Origin of the sequence: Wolbachia endosymbiont (group B) of Chesias legatella (assembly GCF_964026945.1) — a bacterium.
GTDB lineage: Bacteria > Pseudomonadota > Alphaproteobacteria > Rickettsiales > Anaplasmataceae > Wolbachia.
The window spans coordinates 373,424-394,792 of the sequence record NZ_OZ034711.1 but is presented as its reverse complement, the minus strand read 5'-3'; the positions used below and the strand labels follow the sequence as shown (position 1 = coordinate 394,792).

Sequence of the window (21,369 nt, the reverse complement as noted above, 5' to 3'; positions counted from 1 at the left end):
ATGCTTCGCAAATTCTTTAGTTTTTTTATACTATCTGTGTTTTTTTTCATTTGTCCGATTTCTTTGGAAGCTGAAATCATAAAGCATGCTAAGCTCAGTAACGGATTGGATGTTTATGTAGTACCTAATCACCGAATTCCAGCTGTTTTTCATGCAATAATATATAAAGTTGGGGGAATGGATGACCCAATTGGCAAAGCAGGCTTGGCTCACTACTTTGAACACTTAATGTTTGAAACTACAGGAAAATTTAAAGACATAGAATCCACTTTGGGCAGCATTGGGGCCCAATTTAATGCTTTTACCACTAAAGAATACACCTGCTACTACGAATTAGTTCTCAAAAAAGATTTACCACTAGCAATGGAAATTGAAGCAGATAGAATGGGCAATTTTGATGTTACTCAAGACAAAATAGATAGAGAAAAAAATATCGTATTAGAAGAAAGAAAGATGAGATTTGATAATAATCCTGAAGCTTTACTATGGGAGGAAATGAACAGTGCATTTTATCGTAATGGCTATGGTAGGTCTGTTATTGGTTGGGAGAGCGATATTAAAACTTACAATCAAGATGACATAACAAGGTTTCATGATAACTATTATCATCCAGGTAATGCTATACTGCTCGTTGTTGGTGATGTAGAATTTGAAGAAGTAGCGGGATTAGCAAAGGAAAAATATGGTGCAATTAAAGCTGAGCCTGTAGTTAAGCATTATCCGAACCAAGATTCAATACATAATGCAGATATATCGGTAATTTTAGAAAGCACTGAAGTAAAAGAGCCAGTTTTATACTTTCGCTATAGTGTTCCTTTATTTGAGCAAATAAGTGAAACTTTTCCTGTTGATTTGGCAGTTGATGTTTTGGGGAATGGCAAGTCTAGTAAGCTATATAAAGATTTAGTTCTAGATAAGAATGTAGCAGTAGAAGTGTTTGCTTATTATAATAGCTTAGCTTTTAGTAATGGTTACATTGAGATTCGGGTAACTCCAAAAAGCGGGGTAAATTTGGATGCTGTTGCAAGAGAGTTAGAAAATTCTATTAATCACTTTAACTCTGAAGGAATAACAAGTGAAGAGTTGCAAAGTACAAAGTCTAAATACAAAGCAGCACAGCTTGATAATCTATCTGATTTAACTAATATAGCAATGTTTTATATACCACGTCTAGCACTAGGTATTCCACTTGATGAAATAGACATTTCATATAGCAAAATTAATGATGTCAATCTGGAAGATGTAAATCACAAAATTCGTACTATTTTTTCTACTAATAAATTAGTCGGTCGTTTACTACCAAAAGGAGTTAATAATGATAAGAATAAGTAAATTTGTATTTCTATTTTTTTTCTGTCTAGGCTTTAATTTGCAAGCAAGCGGTCACCTAAATATAGAGGAGGTTACCACTAATAAAGGACTTAAGTTTTTGTTTGTTGAAAACCGTGATCTACCAAAAGTTTCACTCAATATATCATTCAAAGATGCAGGTTGCGTGTATGAAAGTGCAGAAAAGCAGGGGCTTGCTTGGTTTACTTCTCTTGTAATTCAAGAAGGAGCAGGAAAAAATGATGCCAAAGATTTTGCGAAAAAGCTTGAGGATAAAGGAATTAGTTTAAATTTTACTGCTGGTTTAGAAGCATTTAGGGTTTCATTAAACACTTTATCTGAGAATCTAGAGGATGCAATTTCACTACTGAGCGATGCTATAATGCGACCTAAAGTTGATTCAGAAGGATTGAACAGAGTTTTTGAAAAAGCCAAAGTAAACTTTAATAATTTTGAAAAAGATCCTTATTTTATTGCTGCAAAAGAGTTGGATACGTTGTTGTTCAAAAAACATCCTTACTCAAGAAATCCATATGGAACTCTAGACACTATAATGAGCATTACTAGAGACGATGTTTTAACATACATAAAGCGTAGTTTTACTAAGGATAATATCGTCTTTAGTGTTGTTGGTTGTGCAACAAAAGAAGAAGTTAGTATGCTGCTCGATAAATATTTATCTAAGTTACCATCAAAAAGATCGAAAGTTAGGAAGATATCTGTAAAAAATGAATTTGGGCCTGCAGAAAGTAAGAGCGTTTTTATGAATATACCACAGAGTGTAATACTTTTTGCTCAAAAAGGCATAGCATATGAAGACCCTAATTACTATAATGCCAGTGTTTTGATTAATGCGCTTGGTGGCATGAGTCTAAACTCAATACTAATGAAAGAGTTGAGACAAAATCTAGGTATTACTTATGGTATTAGTGCAAGTAATGTTACCAATAAACATGGAAATGTTATACTTGGGTTTATGAGCACAGATAGCTCTACTGCTAGCAGAGCTATCTCAGCAGTAAAAGATACATTTAGCAGAATAAAAAAGGAAGGAATTGACGAACAATTATTCAAGGATGCAAAAACCAGTTTAGTAAATAACCTTATCTTCTCTTTTCTATCCAATAATGCGAATACAGCAACGTTACTGGATAGTATGCAGATAGATGATCGTGATATTAACCATATAAATAATTATGCAAATATCATTAATGATGTTCAATTGGAAAAAGTAAACAAGCTGGCAAGTTCTTTACTGAATCCTGAAAATTTATTTTTTGTTGAAGTTGGAAGAAACGCTCAAGGTCAATAGTTAATACCTTCTGCTATTGATCTTACTGCTTTTACATAACACTTATGCTCTTCAGCTAGAATGCGCTCTGAGAGACTGTGAACATCATCATTTGGTAACACTGGAACAGTAGCTTGAGCGATTATGGCTCCAGCATCAATTTCAGGAGTAACATAATGCACAGTACATCCTGTAATTTTTACACCCGCTTTCAGAGCTTGCTCCTGAGCATTTAGGCCCTTAAATGACGGAAGTAAAGAGGGATGAATATTTATAACTTTGTTATGCCATTTATTCAGGAAATTGGCCTTTATAATTCTCATAAACCCTGCAAGGCAAATTAAATCAACCTTATGTTGAACAAGTATTTCATGAATTTTATCAGTATCAAGTGGCTTATCTTCAACAACAAACGCTGAAACTCCTGCTTGCTTTGCTATTTTAAGGCCTCCAGCTTCACTGTTATTTGTGATAACACATACAGTTTCAGCAGGAAAATTCTGATCATGACATGCTTCTATTAAAGCTTGCATGTTTGATCCTCTACCTGAAATTAGTATTCCTAGTTTTACCTTTTTCATTTTAGTGCAGCTGTGAGAATGAACATTAACAAAATAGCTCGAAAGGAAGCTTTATTTTAGAGTAAATACTATTGTGTAGCAATATTTTACACTGCTGGATAACATGGAATTAAAGAAATCATTCAGTTTGAAGTAACTTTAACATTTAATTTTAGGAATATTATACAATTTATGGTAAATAAATGCATATTTTTATGGCTGCGTTATTATTTATTTAACAAAGTATTAGTATAATTTACTACACTGAATTAAATGGAGAAAATTCAATGAATAAATTACCAAGCAATGCAAAAACAAGCAAGTCTCAGGTTACTCAGTGGGAGGTAATAAAAAATTGTGAATATTCTGATAATTGTTTATCAAAAGTAGTAACTTTATACGTCATTAAAATGGCAGAATTATCAGATATTTATACGAGTAATGAACCTGAAATTAATACTATACTTACAAGAATAAGCATAACAAGTGAAAATGCATTTTTAAATAAGGTTGTTGATATTGAAATTATGGAGGGCATTTTTCCGTACAAATTCAACAGCAAGAAGAAAAATAACATATCAAGGCTAGAAGATTTGTACAATTATTTATGTTCTACTGTTATTGATAGCCTTCCAAAAGAAATGCTTGAAAGCCTAAGAAGAGAATACAGAGACGCTGTTAACTTATTTAAAGCAATTACTTAACTAGGTGTAGCATTTTTAAGACTTTACCTTCTATTTCAGAAATGCCACTTTCAAGATCTTTATCTATCAAACATATGGTAGATAAATATGTTTTCTGCTTCTTTTCAACATTGATAGTTAAAGTTCCAGGAGTAATCGTAACCGAGTTAGCAAATAATGCAATGGTCTTATCATTATGTCCTATGCATTCTCTTACAATAACAATTGGCTCAACTGTAGATTTGAATCGTAGCACCTTTTTTGTTACATAAATACTTGAAAAAATAATTTGGTAAATTAGCCAAGGTATATAACTTATAAGCTGATAAAGTGACAGCCTACCACTATCATTTAGAATTTGACTAAGGGCACTTTCAGAATCAATTAACCTTTTAAAGATAATCAATGTGAACACAGAAGAAAATACTCCACAGAGAATAAAAAAAGGCTCAAAATAACCAGACAATGTAATCCATAGAGAAGACAAAATCACAAATGATAGAGAAAAAAACTTAATATTTTGCCTGACTTTCATGATTTGGAGTATAACTTAAATGATTTTTTAGGAAAATAAAAAGTTCTTGATTTTTGTGTCAAAGAACATAATAACCAAGTTATTTTAATAAGTAGTGGAGATTATGACGCTTGATGATTTTCTAAAAATGCTTGAAGAAATAAATGATACTTCAGGTTTAAGCAAGAACAACATAGTTGAACGAATAAAAATAAAATTAGAAAGAATTGATTTACGGAGGTGGGAAGATAGTGGATTTAATATCAATCATATATTCACTACACATAGTGATCTAGATCCTGTAGAAACTACATTGTTGCATTTTGCTGCTAAGAGTGGCTATGAGAACATAGTAATAGCTCTAATTGAATATGGAGCATATGTTGATGCATGGGACAGCGATGGATGCACTCCTTTACATTTTGCTGCTGAATGGAACCACAAAGGCATATTAGATATTTTAATTGAAAGTGGAGCAAATGTTAATGCGTGGGACAATGATGTATGTACACCTTTACATCTTGCTGCCGAAGGTGGGAATGAAAGTGTAGTAAGAGCTCTAATTGCATGTGGAGCAGATGTTAACGCGCAGAACAATGATGGACACACTCCTCTACATTTTGCTACTAAGAGTGGCTATGAGAACATAGTAATAGCTCTAATTGAACACGGAGCATATGTCGATGCGTGGGATAATTATAGAAGCACTCCCTTGCATTTTGCTGCTGAAAGTGATAATGAAAACATAGTAAGAACTCTGATTAAACATGGAGCATGTGTTAATGTGTGGGATAGTTGTGGACGCACTCCTTTGCATTTTGCTAGCGATCATGAAAGTATAAGAGATATTTTAATTGAAAGTGGGGCATATGTTAGTAAACAGAACAATAATAGATATGCTCCTTTACACTTTGCTATTGAATGGGGCTGCAAAGATGTGATAAGTTCTTTGTCAGGTAATGCTAGTCCTAGGGCTGAAATGGCAGTAGGAAGAGTGGAACAAATTACACTTGCAGGAAGATTGGAGCTTTTTTAACCAAACTTGCATTTACTGAGATAATTGTTTTGTTATGAATTAAACCAAAAGTTCTGTAATATATTGAAGCTTAAAGATATCTTTAGATATGGAAGTTATTGCAGAAAATAGAAAAGCAAGGTTTGAATACTTTATCTTAGAAGAATTTGAAGCAGGTATGATACTCTTAAGTAGTGAAGTGAAATCACTAAGGGAAAGAAAAGCAAACATTTCTGATGCTTACATTACTGAAAAAAAAGGTGAAATATGGCTAAACAATATGCATATCGCAGAGTATAAAGCTGCAAACCAAAAGAATCACAAGCCAAAAAGAGAACGTAAATTGCTTTTGCATAAAAAAGAGATAAATAAGCTAATTGGTCAAATCAAAACCTCTGGAATAACTGTTGTGCCACTTTCTATCTATTTTAATGATAAAGGGTTGGCAAAAACTAAAATTGCCATTGTGAAAGGAAAAAAACTCTACGATAAGAGAGCAACCATAAAGCAGAGAGAGTGGGAACGTGAGAAAAGTAGATTGTCTAAGAATAATTTGTAGTAAAATATGTCTTTAAGTCCAGTTATTTTTAGCATCGGTCCTGTTTCTATATATTGGTACTCTTTAGCATATGTTTTGGGTATAGTTTTTGCATATTGGTATTTACATAAGCTAGACAATCAAAAAATATTTACTAAGAATTTTTACGATTCGTTATTAACAGCCGTTATTATAGGCATTATCCTTGGAGGTAGGCTTGGGTACGTATTGATATATGATCCAGTTCTCTATATAAGCAATCCTATCGAAATACTAAAGACCTGGGAAGGAGGTATGTCATTTCATGGCGGTGCTATAGGAGTTTTGCTTGCAGTAATAATCTCCTGTAGAAGACATAACATTCCTATATTTTACACACTGGATCTAATTTCTTGTGGAGTTCCGATAGGTTTACTTCTAGGCCGCATAGGTAATTTTATAAATGGAGAGTTATTTGGCAAGGTTACAACTATGCCGTGGGGTATGGTATTTCCAGAAAGTGGTGATAATTTATTGCGCCATCCAAGCCAACTTTATGAGGCATTTTTTGAAGGAGCGCTACTTTTCGTAGTTGTAAATTCACTATTTTTCTTGAACAAAATGAGATTGTATTATGGTGCAACAACTGGAGTTGCAGTTATGTTGTATGGAGTAGCACGTTTTATGGTTGAATTTTTCCGCGAGCCAGACTATCAAATTGGCTATTTATGGTTCAATTTAACTATGGGACAGTTGCTTTCTATACCTATGATTTTGCTGGGAATGCTTATATATTTAGGTGCGTTGAACTTAAGATTTAATACGAAATCTGTTCAATAGAGAAAAGGTAAGTTTAATCGAAAAATATAGTGGAAGTTTATTTATTCCATACTATGTACAATTATGTGAATTTTTTGTCTTGCAGAGAATAAATGTAAGACCAGCAAACCTTCGTTGTATAGCTATAAGAAAAACTTAGTAGCTACTGACCAAATTCATTACTAAGTAGATATTCATTTTCCACCAGAATATTCCTGATTGAGAAGCTACTTTATTAAAACATATTTTTAAATTTTTGCCAAAACCCTGGTTGATTATCATTAACCTTTGTGAAGGCTATGTTTAAACTGTATCTTGGATCGTTTGGCACATCATATCTAATATTCAGTATTGAAACTTCGTTTTTATTATGAACAGAAACATCGTCATATGATAACTTTGTCGTGTAGCACTTTATATGCTTTTGCTTATCATATACTATATCACCTGATTCCCCTTCTAGTTCTACAAATTTAGTTTTTTTCTGACATTCTTTTATTTTTATTAGATCCTTGTCTAGTGATATTGAAACCGGTAGTGTATTACCAGCATACTCTTTAGCTAAAAGCTCACTTTGAGGATACATTTTTATTTCCCTTCCAAAATGTGAGTCTATAAAATTATTGCTCCAAAATTTGTCTCCAGAATGTACATATTTGTCAGTAGCATACGGTACACCACCATAATTGCATTGAACTTTGTAATCTCCAACACCATTATTTTGAAAAAAATCATGAATGGCAGCGTAACTATCAGCAGCATCATTTATGTAATCCATTACCTACCCCTTAAAACCTTTTAATTTATTATATCACAAGAAATTAAATCTATCAATAAAAAGACTTTTTTTGATATCAAGTATCTAGGGAGCATATTGATAGGATTGTGACATTCGTATTTCCCAGTTCTTCACATACTGCTGGACTAATTCAGGATAATTTTCAATAATTAATAAATTTTCAGCGTTTCCCTTTTCAGCTGTCTTACTGAGGTTAAACGATCCTGTGATGACTTTTTGATTATCAACAATTATTACCTTATTATGAGCAATTTTTGGCTTATTATCGATCCAAATCGGTATTCCATTTGAAAACAATTCGCTTATGACACTATATTTTGAATGGAGTTGTGATTTATCTAAGACGACTTTAACATCAACACCACGCTCTTTGGCGTTAATCAAAGATTTTGCAACTGTTCCAAGAGTAAATGTATATTCTTGAACTAAGATAGATTCTTTAGATTGGTCTATCTCGCTGATTATCGGTACAGCACAGTCTTCTTCAGGTGAGAAGCAAACTGTTGCTTTTGGGCAAGGCGAGAATGTAGGACCCACATAGTAATACAGAGAAAAACATGCCGACAAAAATAAAAGATATAAAAGCCTCACAAACCACACCTAAATACACGGCGGTAGTCTACATCATAGTTTAATCATCTGTCAACCCATATTCCTTCCACTTCTCTGTAACTTTCTTTATTATTTCCTCGCTCATTTCAATTTTTCTTCCCCATTCTCGTTTGGTTTCAGGTGGAAGTTTGTTTGTTGCATCAAACCCTATTTTACCTCCGAGACCACTTTCAGGGGAAGCAAAATCTAAATAATCAATTGGGGCATTCTCTATCGTAATTGTATCACGCACAGGGTCCATTCTTGTTGACATTGCCCACATCACCTCTTTCCAATCACGTATATTTATATCATAATCAACAACTATAATAAATTTCGTGTATAAGAACTGTTTGAGAAAAGATAGTGTGCCCATAACAATTCTTTTTGCATGCCCTGGATAAGCCTTTTTTATCGACACTACCGCTATTCTATATGAACAACCTTCTGGGGGCAGATAAAAATCTACTATTTCCGGAAACTGATTGATAAGAATCGGCACAAAAATTTCGTTGAGTGCTTCACCAAGAATTGATGGTTCATCTGGTGGCTTGCCAGTGAAAGTGCTGAGATAAATTGGATCTTTGCGCATTGTAATTGCAGTGATGTTAAACTCAGGAAACTGTTCAACAGCATTATAGTAACCGGTATGGTCTCCATATGGCCCTTCATCTTGGTAATTATCCAAACTTACATATCCTTCCAAAACAATTTCTGCATGAGCTGGAACCTGAAGAGGAATAGTTTTACAATTTACAAGCTCAAGTGGTTTTTTTCGCAGCAGCCCGGCAAATTGGTATTCTGATAAAGTCTCCGGCACCGGAGTTACCGCAGCAATAATTGTTGCAGGATCGCTACCAATCACAGCAGCCGCAGGAAACTTCATATTTTGTCCCCTCTCCTTCCACCGTTTATGGTGACCTGCACCACCACGATGTGCAAGCCAGCGCATGAGAGTCGTTTTTTTATTCACAACCTGCATACGATATATTCCAAGATTGAAATTATCTTGCTTGTCTGCTGTTGGTCCTTTTGTTACCACAAGTGGCCAAGTGATAAGCGGTGCAGGCTCGTTTGGCCAGCATGTCTGAATAGGTAGCAAACTAAGATCCACCTCATCCCCAGTTAGCACCACCTCTTGACATGGGGCTTTGCTCACAACTTTGCTCCGCATCGACAATACAACTTTTAGTAGAGGAAACATTTTCACAGCATCTTTGAAGGTTTTTGGCGGCTCAGGTGATCGCAAAAATGCTAGAAGTTTACCCAGATCCCTTAATTCATCAGAATTTATACCAAGTCCGAATGCAATTCTCTCAATAGTACCAAATAAATTCACTAAAACGGGAATTGAATTTTTGCCATTTTCTGTGACAACATTTTCAAAGATGATAGCTGGTCCCTTGTTTGACAAAACCCTACGATGAATTTCTGTCATTTCAAGAATAGTTGAAACTTCTTTTTTAATTCTAATTAGATCTTTTTTTTCTTCTAATGCTCTGATGAAGTCGCGTAAGTTATTGTACATATTTTAAAAATTTTAAGCCTTTTAAGAAGTGCTTTTCCCAGCACAACTCATTCACTTATTATTATAGAGGCTCTAGAAAAATTATTCTCCAATTCGCTTTTTAAGTTTTTATATTCAGCAGTCTTTAATTCTTCATTGGTAATAAAGCTTTTCTTTATGGTTATTAAATTGCTAAATTCGGTTCCATCATTTTTATATTTACAGAACCTATTTACATATAACCAAGGAGAATCTATTTCAAAATTCAAATTTTCACAGTTTTTAATTTTGATATCTTTTATTATCATATGGCTTTCCTTAGTTTTAGGAACACCAATAAAAAGGTCTGACACTTGGTCAGAAGCTGTATTGACAACATCATTAAGCCAATTATCTCCTAAATTCAAAGCAGGTCCTAGATTTGTCTTAAAAATCTTATTTTTTTGCTGAAACTCATATTTGATTGTAAGATCTTCTACATTACGTAAAGTAAGGTCAGGCAATTCTAAGAACTTCTTTTCTTCTTCATCAAGATATACCCCACTAATCATATGAAAAACAGAATCCCTTAATTGCTCATTTGAATAATACAATCCAACCCCTGTTAAACCTAGGGCTGCTTCCCCTTGTACGGTAAGCCGGCCATATTCATTTACAACATTATCTTCTATAGTTAATTCACTATGAGATATCACTTTTGAATTTTCAGCTTTTACAGCAGGAATTTTTATGTAATCTGCTTCCTCAGAATTGAGTACTAGAGCGTTCCTATCAGCAATGTCTGGAAAAATACCCTGTGCCATACTGACGGTATTAGTGGGATCAATCCAATATATTTTTCCATCTTTATTTGTTACTCTGAGCATCACATGATTAAAATTACCCATATTAGGTAATGCTTTAGAGTTAGAAGTGTTAGTAGTTCCTCTCATAACTAAAACAGGTTGAACTTTGTAACCAAGTTCCTGTAAAATAGCAGCCGTGCTAGCAGAAAAATCTTTGCAATCCCCAACTTGAGAATCAGCAATTTTCTCTAAATCTCTCGGGAAATATTTTCCTGATACTGTACGCCAGTCTCCCATGTACTGAACTTTTTCATTCAATAAAGAAGTAACAGCATTGATCTTATCTTCATCAGCACTCTCACTGATAGCAGATTCTGCTATAGCTTTAAAAGTTGCAGGAAGTGGCTGATTAATGACGCTATGATATCCAGGAGCTAATTTTTTAGCTAAATCCTCCCATTCAGATAAGCTTGAAAGTGATACCCAAGTGTTGTGTTTTATGTTCAATATTCCATTATGTGGTTCATTTGTTGTGTTTTCATAAACTGCTTTCTTTAAAGCAATGCTTATAGAATGTAAACCTTTCTTTTTCTTCTCAGAGATCTCTAGTACTTCTCTTGGATCATTCACTTTAATTTCTAGAGGCAATTCAGAATTTATTTTAGTATTTTCTGCTTGTAAATAATCCCCATAATAAGAAAAGCTCAAGCCATAAAAATTATCAACAGGAACCTTTTTATTAACTCGTTTATACCTTAAATATACTTCTGTACCAATTTCTATTTTAGGAAATGGTATGGTTACTTGCCTTAGCTGATCAAAGCCTTTACCAGGACTAGCCAGTGGCTTATCCTCCATCATATCTTCAGTAACTATATATTCCTCTCCATTATAAGCTGTTTTAGCCTCTAAAACAGTAAGATCTGCACTATCATCATTGTAAATAAGACTATATAGAGAGAATCTATCACGTCCAGATTCTTTGAGTATTTTTGCTTGAAGTTCTACTTCCGTTTCGTAGGTACCATCTCTATTAACATTAATGTTAACATTAGAAAACTTAACCTCAACAGAAGCATCTTCGTACTTGCTCCACCTTGCTTCAGCTATAGTAGACATGAAAAATACTAGTAATGCTAAGTTAAAGAGAGTTTTTAAAAATTTCATTATGTACCTACACTTATTGAACCATTAAATCCATGCAATTTTGTTCACAGTGTAAACAGGAATAAACTCAGCAGATTGAGAAAGAAGCTTATTTTCTAGAATGGCTATTTCTTCCTCTCTACCAATTATTGGTTCGCTCATATAATTTACCGCCGTGTTTGTCAGCATTATATGCGGCGGTTATAAAATAATCAACTTTTTTACCGCCGCGGTTACAATTGTTATACGTGGCGGTAAGGATTGCTTAAATCTCAAATGCCTTATTATACACACGTTTTCGTTACTTAATATCACCAGATTCTCTGATATAACATATATAAAGTTTGCATTTCTTGATAAAAATGTTTTAACATTGAGCATTTCTTTAATATTTGTATTCTTTAAGTAAGTATATGTCTAAAATACCATTTTTATTGATTTTTATACTTGCAGTAGCAAGTTTACCAGTAATAAACAATTGGCTTTCACACCGCAGTCAGAACTTAAATGATGATTATATAGGTGAGAGATTGGATAATTACATCAGTAAAAATTTTGATAGAGTTCTAAAAGCTCTCCAGGAAGAGTCAGCTAAAAATAGTTATGCTAATGCAACCAAAAATAAAATTTCTCAGCATAAAAATGAAATATTCGACTCCACTTATCCTTACTCAGGAAATGAAAATAGCAATATCATAGCTGTAGGTTTTTTTGACTATTCTTGTGGATATTGCAAAGCTATAAAGAACGATGTAAAACAATTGATCAATGATGGCAAAATTAAGTATATCTTTAGGGATGCTCCAATACTTGGTAACAATTCTTTAAAGGCAGCAAAAGGTGCTTTAGCAACTTATTTTATCGATAAAGAAAAGTACTTAGATTTTCACTATGCTGCACTAGATCACAGAGGAGAATTTTCAGACAAAACTATATTAGGTATAGTGAAAAATATAGGGGTTAACGAGGACGATTTTAATAACTCTATGAAAAATAATGCAGACAAAATTGAGCAAATGATAAACAACAGTAAACTTTTAGTAAGGGATTTGGGAGTAGGCGGTACACCTTTTTTGATAATAGGAGATAGTCTTTTTGTAGGAAAAACTGATTTGAATATATTACGCAAAAAAGTGAATGAGTTAAAAGATTAATAAATTTCCTGCTTGACAGCACAAGAGAGTTTAAGTATAGTTAAGATATAGTAAGTAACAATATGTATAGGCTACATATTAGTTCAAGAAAAGTAGGTGATGTTTGCTTGCAACACAGCACAACCTTAAGTAATTAGCCTTCCTAGGCTAGTTAATCTATTAAAATACAATTATTATTTTGGAGTTATAACATGAAAAATTTCAACAGAAAACCAATTGCTCTTTTTCAGCAAGTCGAAAAAAGCACAAATTTATATAAATTTGTGCTTAGTAGTCTAGAGTCTCTTAATTCTAAAAAGCTAGAAAAACTATTTGAGCGTTTTCGGGAAAAAGCAAAAAAAAGAAGTAATTTATTGAGTGAGCTAAAGAGAGCTTATCCTGAAAAGCCAAAAATAGGAGCTTCTATATCAGAGGGAGATTGCTTTTTTGACTCCTTGGCTCAAGGATTGAATGAGCTAAATATAAAACCTGGTCATCGTTTTACCGCAAAATCATTAAGAGAAGATTGTGAAAATTATGCTAGAGCAAATGCAGATTTAAATTCGTGGGTTTATAAAAAAATAACAGGAGATGCTGAAGAAGGAGGATATTTTGTAGGTGAAGGAAATTTGGATAGCAAAGTAATAGCGAAGGAAAGAAATAGCGAAGATGAAAAAGGCATATCTGCACAAACAGACTGGTGTAAAGATGAAGAAATAATAACCAAATATACAGAAGAGGAGTTTTTCAGCTGGTTACTAGAGGAATATCGTGAAGATAGAGAAGGGAAGATTTTAGAGATTTTGAAAAGTAGATATGGCACAGATAATGATTTGTTACTAGAAGACTATGACGAATATGAAACAAGTAAAGATAAAGAAGAAGAAATAAGCGAAGATGGAAAAGAAAAAGGAGAAAAAGTTACTATTAAGGATAATTCCAACTCTTTTTCTAAATATCTAAACAACATTAAAAATATGTCTACAGAAACTAATTCTCTAGCTATATGGGGTCGTCCAGAGATTGAAGGTAGAATGATATGCGACAAGTACAAAGTGGAACTTTACATTTATTCAATAGAGGAAGATAGTCAAAAAGTTACGGTAACTAAAATTACAGGACATGATGATGATCCAGAAGTTTTTATACAAGATATAAATCTCAATCAACTAGAGATAGATAGTAGCAAAAAAACTGTAGGAGTAGTGAATTACATGAGGCATTTTGTGCCACTCCTAAGTGAAATTTCTGAAGATATAACAGAAAGTCAACCAGTTTCTAATGAAGAAATCTTTGGTGAGGTGAAAGAAGTTCCTGCTTCTGAGCAACCAAAGCAAGAAGTACAATATAATATCATAACTAGCAAATCAGCAATTGTGCAAGATCATGAAACACAAAAAGAGAGAATTAATACCAGCGCTAGTGAGCCAATTCATACAGATACAGTAATTACTATTTCTCATCAACAAGGGCAAGAAACACAACAAGAGGCAATAGAAAAGAAATTAATCAATAGTTGTTACAGAAGAGAAGCTATTTATAGCATAGCTGCTGTAATAACAGCTATAGCATTCACAGCATTTGCTACAGTTGCTATTTTTACCCAACCAATTCCTTTAGCATGTCTTGCTGGAGTTGCTTTAGCCATTGCATGTGTTTGTGTATATCAGTTAACGCAGAGTCATCAAGACATTAACGAACTGAAAGGTAAGGTAGGAGAAAACAACACCTTTACTTTTTTAGAAGAAACGGGATTTAAAATTTATAGCCTGATTGATAAAGCAGCTTCAAAAATTTAAGATCTTTCCTACTTCATCTATATCAACTCAATTTTATTTTTACAGGAGGGCATATGTCATTTACAGAAATTAGATTTCCAGAAAATATATCTTATGGTTCCACTGGAGGACCTGAATTTTCCACTGACGTTGTAACAACTCATAATGGTTGTGAGCAGCGCAATATTAATTGGTCTCGTGCACGTGCCAGGTATAACATAGCTTATGGAGTCAGGTCAAACGAGCAGCTAACAGAACTCATAACATTTTTTCAGGCACGAAAAGGTAAAGCAATAGGATTTCGTTTTAAGGATTGGTCAGACTTTACAGTTATCAATCAAGAAATTGGCATAGGAGACGATAAAAAAACGATCTTTCAACTGATGAAAACTTACATAAGTGGAAAAGACAAGCATATACGAACTATTAAAAAGCCAGTGCATGATACAATAAAAATTTACCTAGATGGTGAAAAGACAGAAAAATATTCAGTGAATTATTCAACTGGAGAAATAGCATTTATGAAACCACCAGCAAAAGGCACAATAATCACCGCAAGCTTCGAATTTGATGTACCAGTACGATTTGATACAGATTACCTAAACGCTTCTATTGATAACTATGGCAGCAATAGCTGGAACAATATTCCCTTGGTGGAAGTGAAATAAAGTTAAAGTATGCTCCATAAAAGTTAAGCGATACTGAGGCTCATATTTAAATGAGCCTTGCACATTTTAAAGTCTATCGCCCATTACAATGTTCCACACTCGAAATTTGAGGAAATTCTAATGTAGTGTTTTCTCTTTCTTGTAAAATAGAAAGTTTTAATAATTCTTTTAGAACTAACTTTACAAGTGTTGTACCATTTTCCTTAAAGAGGTAGTCCATCCTATTGGTTTTCTGTATGTGATTGACAAAATTTCTAGCTTCCTCATTAAAAGCCTCGATTGTGTTGATACAAGATAATACTAAATCCGAGCTATTTATTGCTAAAATTCCATTTACGAAAATATCTAATTTTGTTTTATCTTCAGTCAAATCTTCAGCTAACCTATTTCTGATATTATCATTATCAAACAAAATATACTCTAGGTACGAGGAAGACTCAATAAGTATAAAGTCTTCTAAAGGTACTGATTCTAAACATTCGTCAATATAAGTAAGTATTCCAAACTCAGTAATACACCCTTCTTTTCTCACAACATAGCACTTAGGAAGACCACGATACATTGATAGCAAAGAAAAAAGACGTATTATACTTGTACCTCTATCTTTCATTTCCTCGAGAAGCTTTCTATCATTTATTAGTTTGTGCAAAATGTAATCCGTAGCAGGACCTGGTTTACGAAAACGAAACATATTATTTTCTGCAAAAATAGCCTCAGCTAATTCGATAGACTTTTTATCCTCATCTATAAAAGCCTTTTTGTCTCTATTTAACCGTATGATTTTAGCCTTGCTATCGCTGCGTAGTCTAGTTTGCCCTATTAGCCTCTCAAATATTTCTGTCTTCATATATATCTTAATATAGTTAATATTAATATTAACTATATTAACTATATTAAGAAAAATAAATGAAAATGTTAATAAATATTAAGCTTTTATTAAAAAAGTAAAGTCTTTTTATATTTGTATGAGTATACAAGCAGTTTGATTGTTGTAAGTTATCTAGGTACCAGCGTCTAATTAATGAGCCTGCTTGAAGCCGTTCGGTGTTTGCACTTTTACGATTTCTGCTTGGTGCATCACTACTTCTGAAATAGCTGCAAGAAGTTCCAAAATTGGAACTTACCATACCGAAGTAAAAAAAAATCAATCATATGTTTTCATAAAACGCCAAGAGTGAGAGTTTTAATAGAATCAGAGGAATATAAGATTTCATTTTTCCCATTTACTCGCCTGATCTCAATTCTACTGAACGCTATTGGTTTCAGATTAAGCACAATATTCGAAAATATATTCGCTAATTTTTCTGACTCCATTTATTTTATTCTTAAAAATGCCTCTCTACCTTTACGTCTTAAGTTTCAATCCAGGTAACTGTTATTATAGCAGCATTAAATGCATCCATACAAGCTTGGCATTCACTATCATTACACTCTCCTTCAAGCCTATCGTATTGGTTAAGTGTAATATTATCTTTATTCTTTAGCATAACTTTAAAGCATTCTTCATAATTTTTGCCAGTAGATTCACCTGTTTTGACATCAATAAGCTCGTCATTTTCAACCTTAAGTTCTATTCGAGAATTTGGTCTCTCTTCTTTTTTTGTAATAGCATGGGATTGTAATGGAAAAGTGTTATTATTACTCATAAAATACTCCTTAAAATTTATTCTAGTTATAGAATATAAAGTTTAAGAATCTGTAAACTAGTTTTGCTTGCCAAAATCTTCTTTGTGATATGGAAATTTTTTTATTGCTATAAGTTATCTAGGTACAATTAATGAGCCTGACCAATTGCCATTTAGTGTTTGCACAATTGTACATACACAACTTGCTTCAAAATTTCTGCTTGTTGTTGAGCATGGACATTAGCATAACCACATGCAGGAGATGCAGCAGCAGGTCTTGCAATGCACTTAGGTCTTTTTGCTTGAGCATTGAGGCCAGACAATACCTCTTCTATCAATGGGTTGACAAAGAACCATCCTCCCATATTTTTTGGTTCCTCTTGACACCATATAATTTCAGCGTTCTTATATTTTTCGAGTTCATTGTTTAGTTTATCGGCCGGGAATGGATAAAATTGTTCTAAACGCACTACTGCTATATCGTTTATTTTTTGTGCTTCAAGCATTTCAATTATGTCGTAATAAACTTTACCACTACATATTACAACTTTACGTATTTTATCACTTGCAACTAAACCTGTTCTACACTCTGGAATTACCGTAAGAAATTTTCCTTCAAAGCCAGAAAGGTTAGAAACTGCGCTTTTATGACGCAATAGTGATTTAGGTGTAAACACCACTAAAGGCTTACGAAAATCTCGATTAATTTGTCGGCGTAAAGCATGAAAATAATTCGCAGGAGTAGAGCAATTAACCACCTGCATATTATCCTCTGCACAGAGCTGCAAAAACCTCTCTATACGAGCAGAACTATGCTCAGGCCCCTGCCCTTCATAACCATGAGGCAAAAGTAGAACTAGACCACTTGACCGCAACCACTTTGTTTCTGCAGATGAGATAAATTGGTCGATCATAATTTGCGCGCCATTTGCAAAATCACCGAACTGCCCTTCCCAGAGCACAAGTGAATAAGGAGAATCAAGGCTATATCCATATTCAAAACCCATCACAGCATACTCAGATAGTGCGCTATCTATAACTTCAAAGCGAGCTTGCTCTTTACTTATATTGTTCAGTGGAATAAACGTTTCTTCTGTTACTTGATCAACAAGTCTTGAATGACGGTGCGAGAAGGTGCCGCGACCAGAATCTTGTCCTGACAAGCGCACTCCTATTCCTTCTTTAAGCAATGACGCGAATGCAAGACTTTCAGCAGTTGCCCAGTCTATGTTGCTACCGGAATTTATACTGTCTATTCTGCCATCAAGTATTCTTCTGACTTTATTATTGAGATTAAAACTACTTGGAATATTGCTATTTATGTGTACACCTAATTTTTTTAGCTCATCTGGTGAAACACCAGAGTCCGTATAATATTCACTCAAATCGTTCAACTTTGCTCTCCTGAGTTTTAACCACACTCCATCAAACCAGTCAGCTTTCTTCGGAGTATAAGTCGTTGACTCAGTAAGGCTCTTATCCAATCTTGTTCTAAATTCGCTGCGTAATTTACTTACTTCATCGCTACCTAGCACTTTCTCTGCAGTCAGCTTCTCTTCGTACAGCGTGCCTGGAGTTTTATGCTTTGATATTGCTTTATACATAAGTGGCTGAGTAAAATTTGGCTCATCGCCTTCATTATGGCCATATTTGCGGTAGCATATTATGTCAATCACCACATCCTTTTTAAATTTCTGCACATACTCCATTCCCAAATTCGCGGCAAAACTCACGGCTTCTGGATTATCTCCATTAACATGAAATATTGGAGCTTCTATTGATTTTGCTACATCAGTACAATAAAAAGAAGAGCGTGCACAACTAGGATTTGCAGTAAAACCAACTTGGTTATTAATGACAATATGCACGATACCACCAACTTTATAACCTTCAATGTTGCTCAAAGTCAGGGTTTCAGCAACCACTCCCTGCCCGATAAAAGCCGCATCACCATGAATTGATATGCCAAGCACAGATCTCGTATTTTGTTTTGCTCTTACTCTTCCAGCTAGAACCGGATTTACCGCCTCAAGGTGAGATGGGTTAGGACATAAACTTAAGTGTATTTTTTTACCACCAGCAAGTGCTCGATCAGAAGAGTAACCAAGGTGATATTTGACATCACCAGACACCTCAAGACCACTTGGATATGCAAGGTTGCCTTGAAATTCAGACAGCATTGCCGCATAATCTTTTCCCATCACTTTGGTTAGAACATTAAGCCGTCCTCGGTGGGCCATACCAAGAACTATTTCTTCAATACCAAAAGCTGCAGAATCACTAATAACTCTTTCAATTGCAACAATGGCTGACTCCCCACCTTCGATAGAAAAACGCTTATATCCAGGAAATTTCATATGGAGAAATTGCTCGAACATCTCAGATTCAATCAAGTGCCTTAGTATTTCTTTTTTATCCTGAGGGCTTAGCGTATAGACCTGATTTTCAATTTTCTCCTGCAGCCAAACTCTTTCCTCATAAGAGGAAATATGCATAAATTCAAAACCGATATTCTTGCAGTAAATATCTCTGTAGATTCTAGTGTCACTTGTAGAAGAAAGATTCAAGTATTTTTGATAATCTATTTCCTTATTTACATTCGGTGATAATGGATTTAAGTCTGCAAAAAAGTGACCATAAGATCTGAAAAAATTTGCTAAATCATCAGCATCTACCTTGGCTTCATTCTGTGCTCTGCAGGGTTCTGCTTTATTCATTTCTAAATTGCTTGAAAAAATCCTATTCCAATCCTCCCCGATTGATTTATCGCCCTGCAGATAACGGCTATACATTTCTTCTACAAATTCTGCATTATCACCATAAAGGCAGCTTAGACTTAGCATAATCACTACAAAAGATATCAAATACTTATAAGTATAACTTAAGTTTTTTAAAAAAGAACTCCTTTAGTTTCTAATTATTAAGTTATACAAACACTGTAATCCGAGTTTTCCAGAAAGGGTGTCATTCTAGACTGACATCTAATCTTTCCATAATGCTGTATTTCAACATAAAACAACTATACTCATCAACTTGTGCCCAATCATAATTCCTAGGTTCCAGTGTTAGCTACTTGTTTTTTGGATTTCTATACTATTGCTGATTGAAGATTATTGAAATTTTTTTGCACATTAAGGAACGCAAGCGTTTATGAGTCAGAGGATAAGTCATATAACATTTACTCGGTCTTAATACTTTGAATTTATATTTAAGTAAACGATAAACAGTAATTGGTATGAGTGATCTATTTAAAAGTGACAATTATGATAAAAATCTCAATTCTTTGATAAGAGTCATAAAGCTGAAGGATACAAAAAAAATTAATGAACAATATGATGAAACACTGAAAGATTTATCTCAAGCTCTGAAGAATTTTACAAACAACGCAAAAGATGTAGCCAAATTTGTTATATATAGCGACTTGAATAATTATGTAGAACCTTTGAGCACAAAGCCACTCGGTTTTATTGGAACATTAAAAGGGATATTAGATAGAGTCTTGGGAAAAGATATTCCAACTAATGATAATGACATAAAAAATTTTGTTGGTGATGAATTATCAGGTTTCACTATAGAAAAAGCAGCCGAATACACAAATATTTTAAGTACAATTAATCTATTCAAGAAAGGACTTAAAGAAATTTTAGATTCGAAACAGAGTGGAAAAGGCAATAAAGCACATAAATCATACGAAGTAAGCACGGAAAATAAAACGACATCAAAGCAGAAGGAAGATACTCCTAAGCTGCAAGAAGGAAAACAGCCGGTAGGAAAATTAGTTATGAAGAGAATAAAACGGCCAACAACAGCACCTCCGCCACCTCCTACTGCCTCAAAAAAGGTACACTTTAAACCAGAAATAGAGAATGTATCTCCTGAAGATTCAGGCTATGAAAGTTCATTAAGTGAAGAGTCTGGACATGAGGAAATATCAAATTATCAAGAGAAAAGTAGTAAATCTTCAACAAAAGATTCGGAAGACTCAAAGTTAGCTAAAAAGGAGCCAACTCACAAAACGAAACCTAAGAAAAATGCAGGAACAAGAAGAGGATATAAAAAGAGACAGGCTCCAGAGCCACCAGCGCTAAACGCTACCAATCAAGAAATTAGGCAAGAAACTAAAGAAGATAAATCTGAAATACTGTCAAATCCTAAAAGGCTAGATATTGTTGATCAACAAGTGAGCACGAAACCAATAATAGTAGAAGTGACTTCGCAAAAATCAGCTGAAAGTAAACCAATCCTGAAAAAATCTGCTGATAAAGCAGCATCAGAAGTAAAAGCGGTTATTATAAAAGAAAAAGTAAATAGCAAGAAGGACGGTAGAGTAAAGTCAATAGTAGGAAAATTTGAGCAAAATCAAGTTGCTAAGAGCAAAGCCACCCCTGCAACACAAGCAGATATCGGTATGAAGAAAGATCCTGCACCATCGCAAGAAACTGCCTCCCAATCTCACTCATTTCCGGTAGGAAATAAAAGATCTAAAATGAACCCCATAACAGCAAAGTCCGATTCTAAACTTCCGGTTAGTAAAAAACCTCTTCTCACTCATGTTAGTGTAAAGAAAATAGCTGCACGATTTGAAAGCCATGGGAAGAAATAGTTGTAA

Annotated in this window: 19 protein-coding genes; 10 read left to right on the top strand and 9 right to left on the bottom strand. The window is 34.0% G+C overall.

What is annotated here, in order from left to right; all coding sequences use genetic code 11:
• On the top strand, positions 1-1,332 hold the full coding sequence (locus AAGD65_RS01855) for a M16 family metallopeptidase (protein ID WP_264375689.1): 1,332 nt from the start codon (positions 1-3) through the stop codon (positions 1,330-1,332).
• On the top strand, positions 1,319-2,641 hold the full coding sequence (locus AAGD65_RS01850) for a M16 family metallopeptidase (protein WP_264683391.1): 1,323 nt from the start codon (positions 1,319-1,321) through the stop codon (positions 2,639-2,641). Before AAGD65_RS01855 ends, AAGD65_RS01850 begins: the two co-directional genes overlap by 14 nt.
• Here AAGD65_RS01850 and purN read toward each other — a convergent pair.
• Positions 2,635-3,201 carry a phosphoribosylglycinamide formyltransferase gene (gene purN / locus AAGD65_RS01845; protein WP_264683142.1) on the bottom strand — a complete coding sequence of 189 codons (567 nt, stop codon included), beginning with the start codon at positions 3,199-3,201 and terminating at the stop codon, positions 2,635-2,637. The genes AAGD65_RS01850 and purN overlap by 7 nt on opposite strands.
• 266 nt (positions 3,202-3,467) lie before the next feature.
• On the opposite strand from purN, the gene AAGD65_RS01840 reads away from it, so the two are divergent.
• The gene (locus AAGD65_RS01840) at positions 3,468-3,884 is read left to right on the top strand and encodes a hypothetical protein (RefSeq protein ID WP_007301944.1); all 417 of its coding nucleotides are present in this window, start codon (positions 3,468-3,470) and stop codon (positions 3,882-3,884) included.
• On the opposite strand, the gene AAGD65_RS01835 is transcribed toward AAGD65_RS01840, so the two are convergent.
• A complete protein-coding gene (locus AAGD65_RS01835; RefSeq protein ID WP_264683141.1) occupies positions 3,877-4,398 on the bottom strand; it encodes a Na+/H+ antiporter subunit E in 522 nt (173 codons plus the stop codon). The two genes, AAGD65_RS01840 and AAGD65_RS01835, sit on opposite strands and share 8 nt — an antisense overlap.
• A 103-nt stretch (positions 4,399-4,501) precedes the next feature.
• Here AAGD65_RS01835 and AAGD65_RS01830 point away from each other — a divergent pair, with 103 nt between their 5' ends.
• From AAGD65_RS01830 to lgt, 3 genes are all read left to right on the top strand, one after another.
• Positions 4,502-5,413 carry an ankyrin repeat domain-containing protein gene (locus AAGD65_RS01830; RefSeq protein ID WP_341810967.1) on the top strand — a complete coding sequence of 304 codons (912 nt, stop codon included), beginning with the start codon at positions 4,502-4,504 and terminating at the stop codon, positions 5,411-5,413.
• Between the two features lie 88 nt (positions 5,414-5,501).
• Complete coding sequence (gene smpB / locus AAGD65_RS01825) at positions 5,502-5,951, top strand: SsrA-binding protein SmpB (protein WP_264683138.1); 450 nt, start codon at positions 5,502-5,504, stop codon at positions 5,949-5,951.
• A 6-nt stretch (positions 5,952-5,957) separates the two neighbouring features.
• Entirely contained in the window at positions 5,958-6,749 is a 792-nt protein-coding gene (gene lgt / locus AAGD65_RS01820) for a prolipoprotein diacylglyceryl transferase (RefSeq protein WP_264683137.1), read from the top strand.
• Between the two features lie 214 nt (positions 6,750-6,963).
• Here lgt and AAGD65_RS01815 read toward each other — a convergent pair whose 3' ends face one another.
• From AAGD65_RS01815 to AAGD65_RS01800, 4 genes are all read right to left on the bottom strand, one after another.
• Positions 6,964-7,506: a hypothetical protein gene (locus tag AAGD65_RS01815; RefSeq protein ID WP_264683136.1), complete on the bottom strand. Its 543-nt coding sequence runs from the start codon at positions 7,504-7,506 to the stop codon at positions 6,964-6,966.
• 84 nt (positions 7,507-7,590) lie between these two features.
• Positions 7,591-8,118, bottom strand: coding sequence for a phospholipase D family protein (locus AAGD65_RS01810; RefSeq protein ID WP_007301949.1), 528 nt, complete (start codon positions 8,116-8,118; stop codon positions 7,591-7,593).
• Between the two features lie 40 nt (positions 8,119-8,158).
• Positions 8,159-9,646 carry a UbiD family decarboxylase gene (locus AAGD65_RS01805; RefSeq protein ID WP_052264652.1) on the bottom strand — a complete coding sequence of 496 codons (1,488 nt, stop codon included), beginning with the start codon at positions 9,644-9,646 and terminating at the stop codon, positions 8,159-8,161.
• Between the two features lie 47 nt (positions 9,647-9,693).
• A complete protein-coding gene (locus AAGD65_RS01800) occupies positions 9,694-11,577 on the bottom strand; it encodes a DUF3857 domain-containing protein (RefSeq protein WP_264683135.1) in 1,884 nt (627 codons plus the stop codon).
• A 392-nt stretch (positions 11,578-11,969) separates the two neighbouring features.
• On the opposite strand from AAGD65_RS01800, the gene AAGD65_RS01795 reads away from it, so the two are divergent.
• The 3 genes from AAGD65_RS01795 (at position 11,970) to AAGD65_RS01785 (ending at position 15,135) form a co-directional block, all read left to right on the top strand.
• Positions 11,970-12,710, top strand: coding sequence for a DsbA family protein (locus AAGD65_RS01795; RefSeq protein ID WP_264683134.1), 741 nt, complete (start codon positions 11,970-11,972; stop codon positions 12,708-12,710).
• Positions 12,711-12,901: 191 nt separating this feature from the next.
• On the top strand, positions 12,902-14,488 hold the full coding sequence (locus tag AAGD65_RS01790; protein WP_264683133.1) for a hypothetical protein: 1,587 nt from the start codon (positions 12,902-12,904) through the stop codon (positions 14,486-14,488).
• 53 nt (positions 14,489-14,541) lie between these two features.
• Positions 14,542-15,135: a TIGR02217 family protein gene (locus AAGD65_RS01785; protein WP_019236629.1), complete on the top strand. Its 594-nt coding sequence runs from the start codon at positions 14,542-14,544 to the stop codon at positions 15,133-15,135.
• Between the two features lie 73 nt (positions 15,136-15,208).
• On the opposite strand, the gene AAGD65_RS01780 is transcribed toward AAGD65_RS01785, so the two are convergent.
• The 3 genes from AAGD65_RS01780 to AAGD65_RS01770 form a co-directional block, all read right to left on the bottom strand.
• A complete protein-coding gene (locus tag AAGD65_RS01780; protein ID WP_264683132.1) occupies positions 15,209-15,982 on the bottom strand; it encodes a hypothetical protein in 774 nt (257 codons plus the stop codon).
• Positions 15,983-16,487: 505 nt separating this feature from the next.
• Entirely contained in the window at positions 16,488-16,781 is a 294-nt protein-coding gene (locus tag AAGD65_RS01775) for a hypothetical protein (protein WP_264375694.1), read from the bottom strand.
• A 152-nt stretch (positions 16,782-16,933) separates the two neighbouring features.
• Positions 16,934-19,603, bottom strand: a complete 2,670-nt coding sequence (locus AAGD65_RS01770; RefSeq protein WP_264683129.1) for a 2-oxoglutarate dehydrogenase E1 component — start codon at positions 19,601-19,603, stop codon at positions 16,934-16,936.
• A gap of 392 nt (positions 19,604-19,995) precedes the next feature.
• Between AAGD65_RS01770 and AAGD65_RS01765 the strand changes: the two genes are divergently transcribed.
• Positions 19,996-21,363 (top strand): hypothetical protein, encoded by a 1,368-nt coding sequence (locus AAGD65_RS01765; protein ID WP_264683127.1) that lies wholly within the window; start codon positions 19,996-19,998, stop codon positions 21,361-21,363.
• The last annotated feature ends 6 nt before the right edge of the window (positions 21,364-21,369 follow it).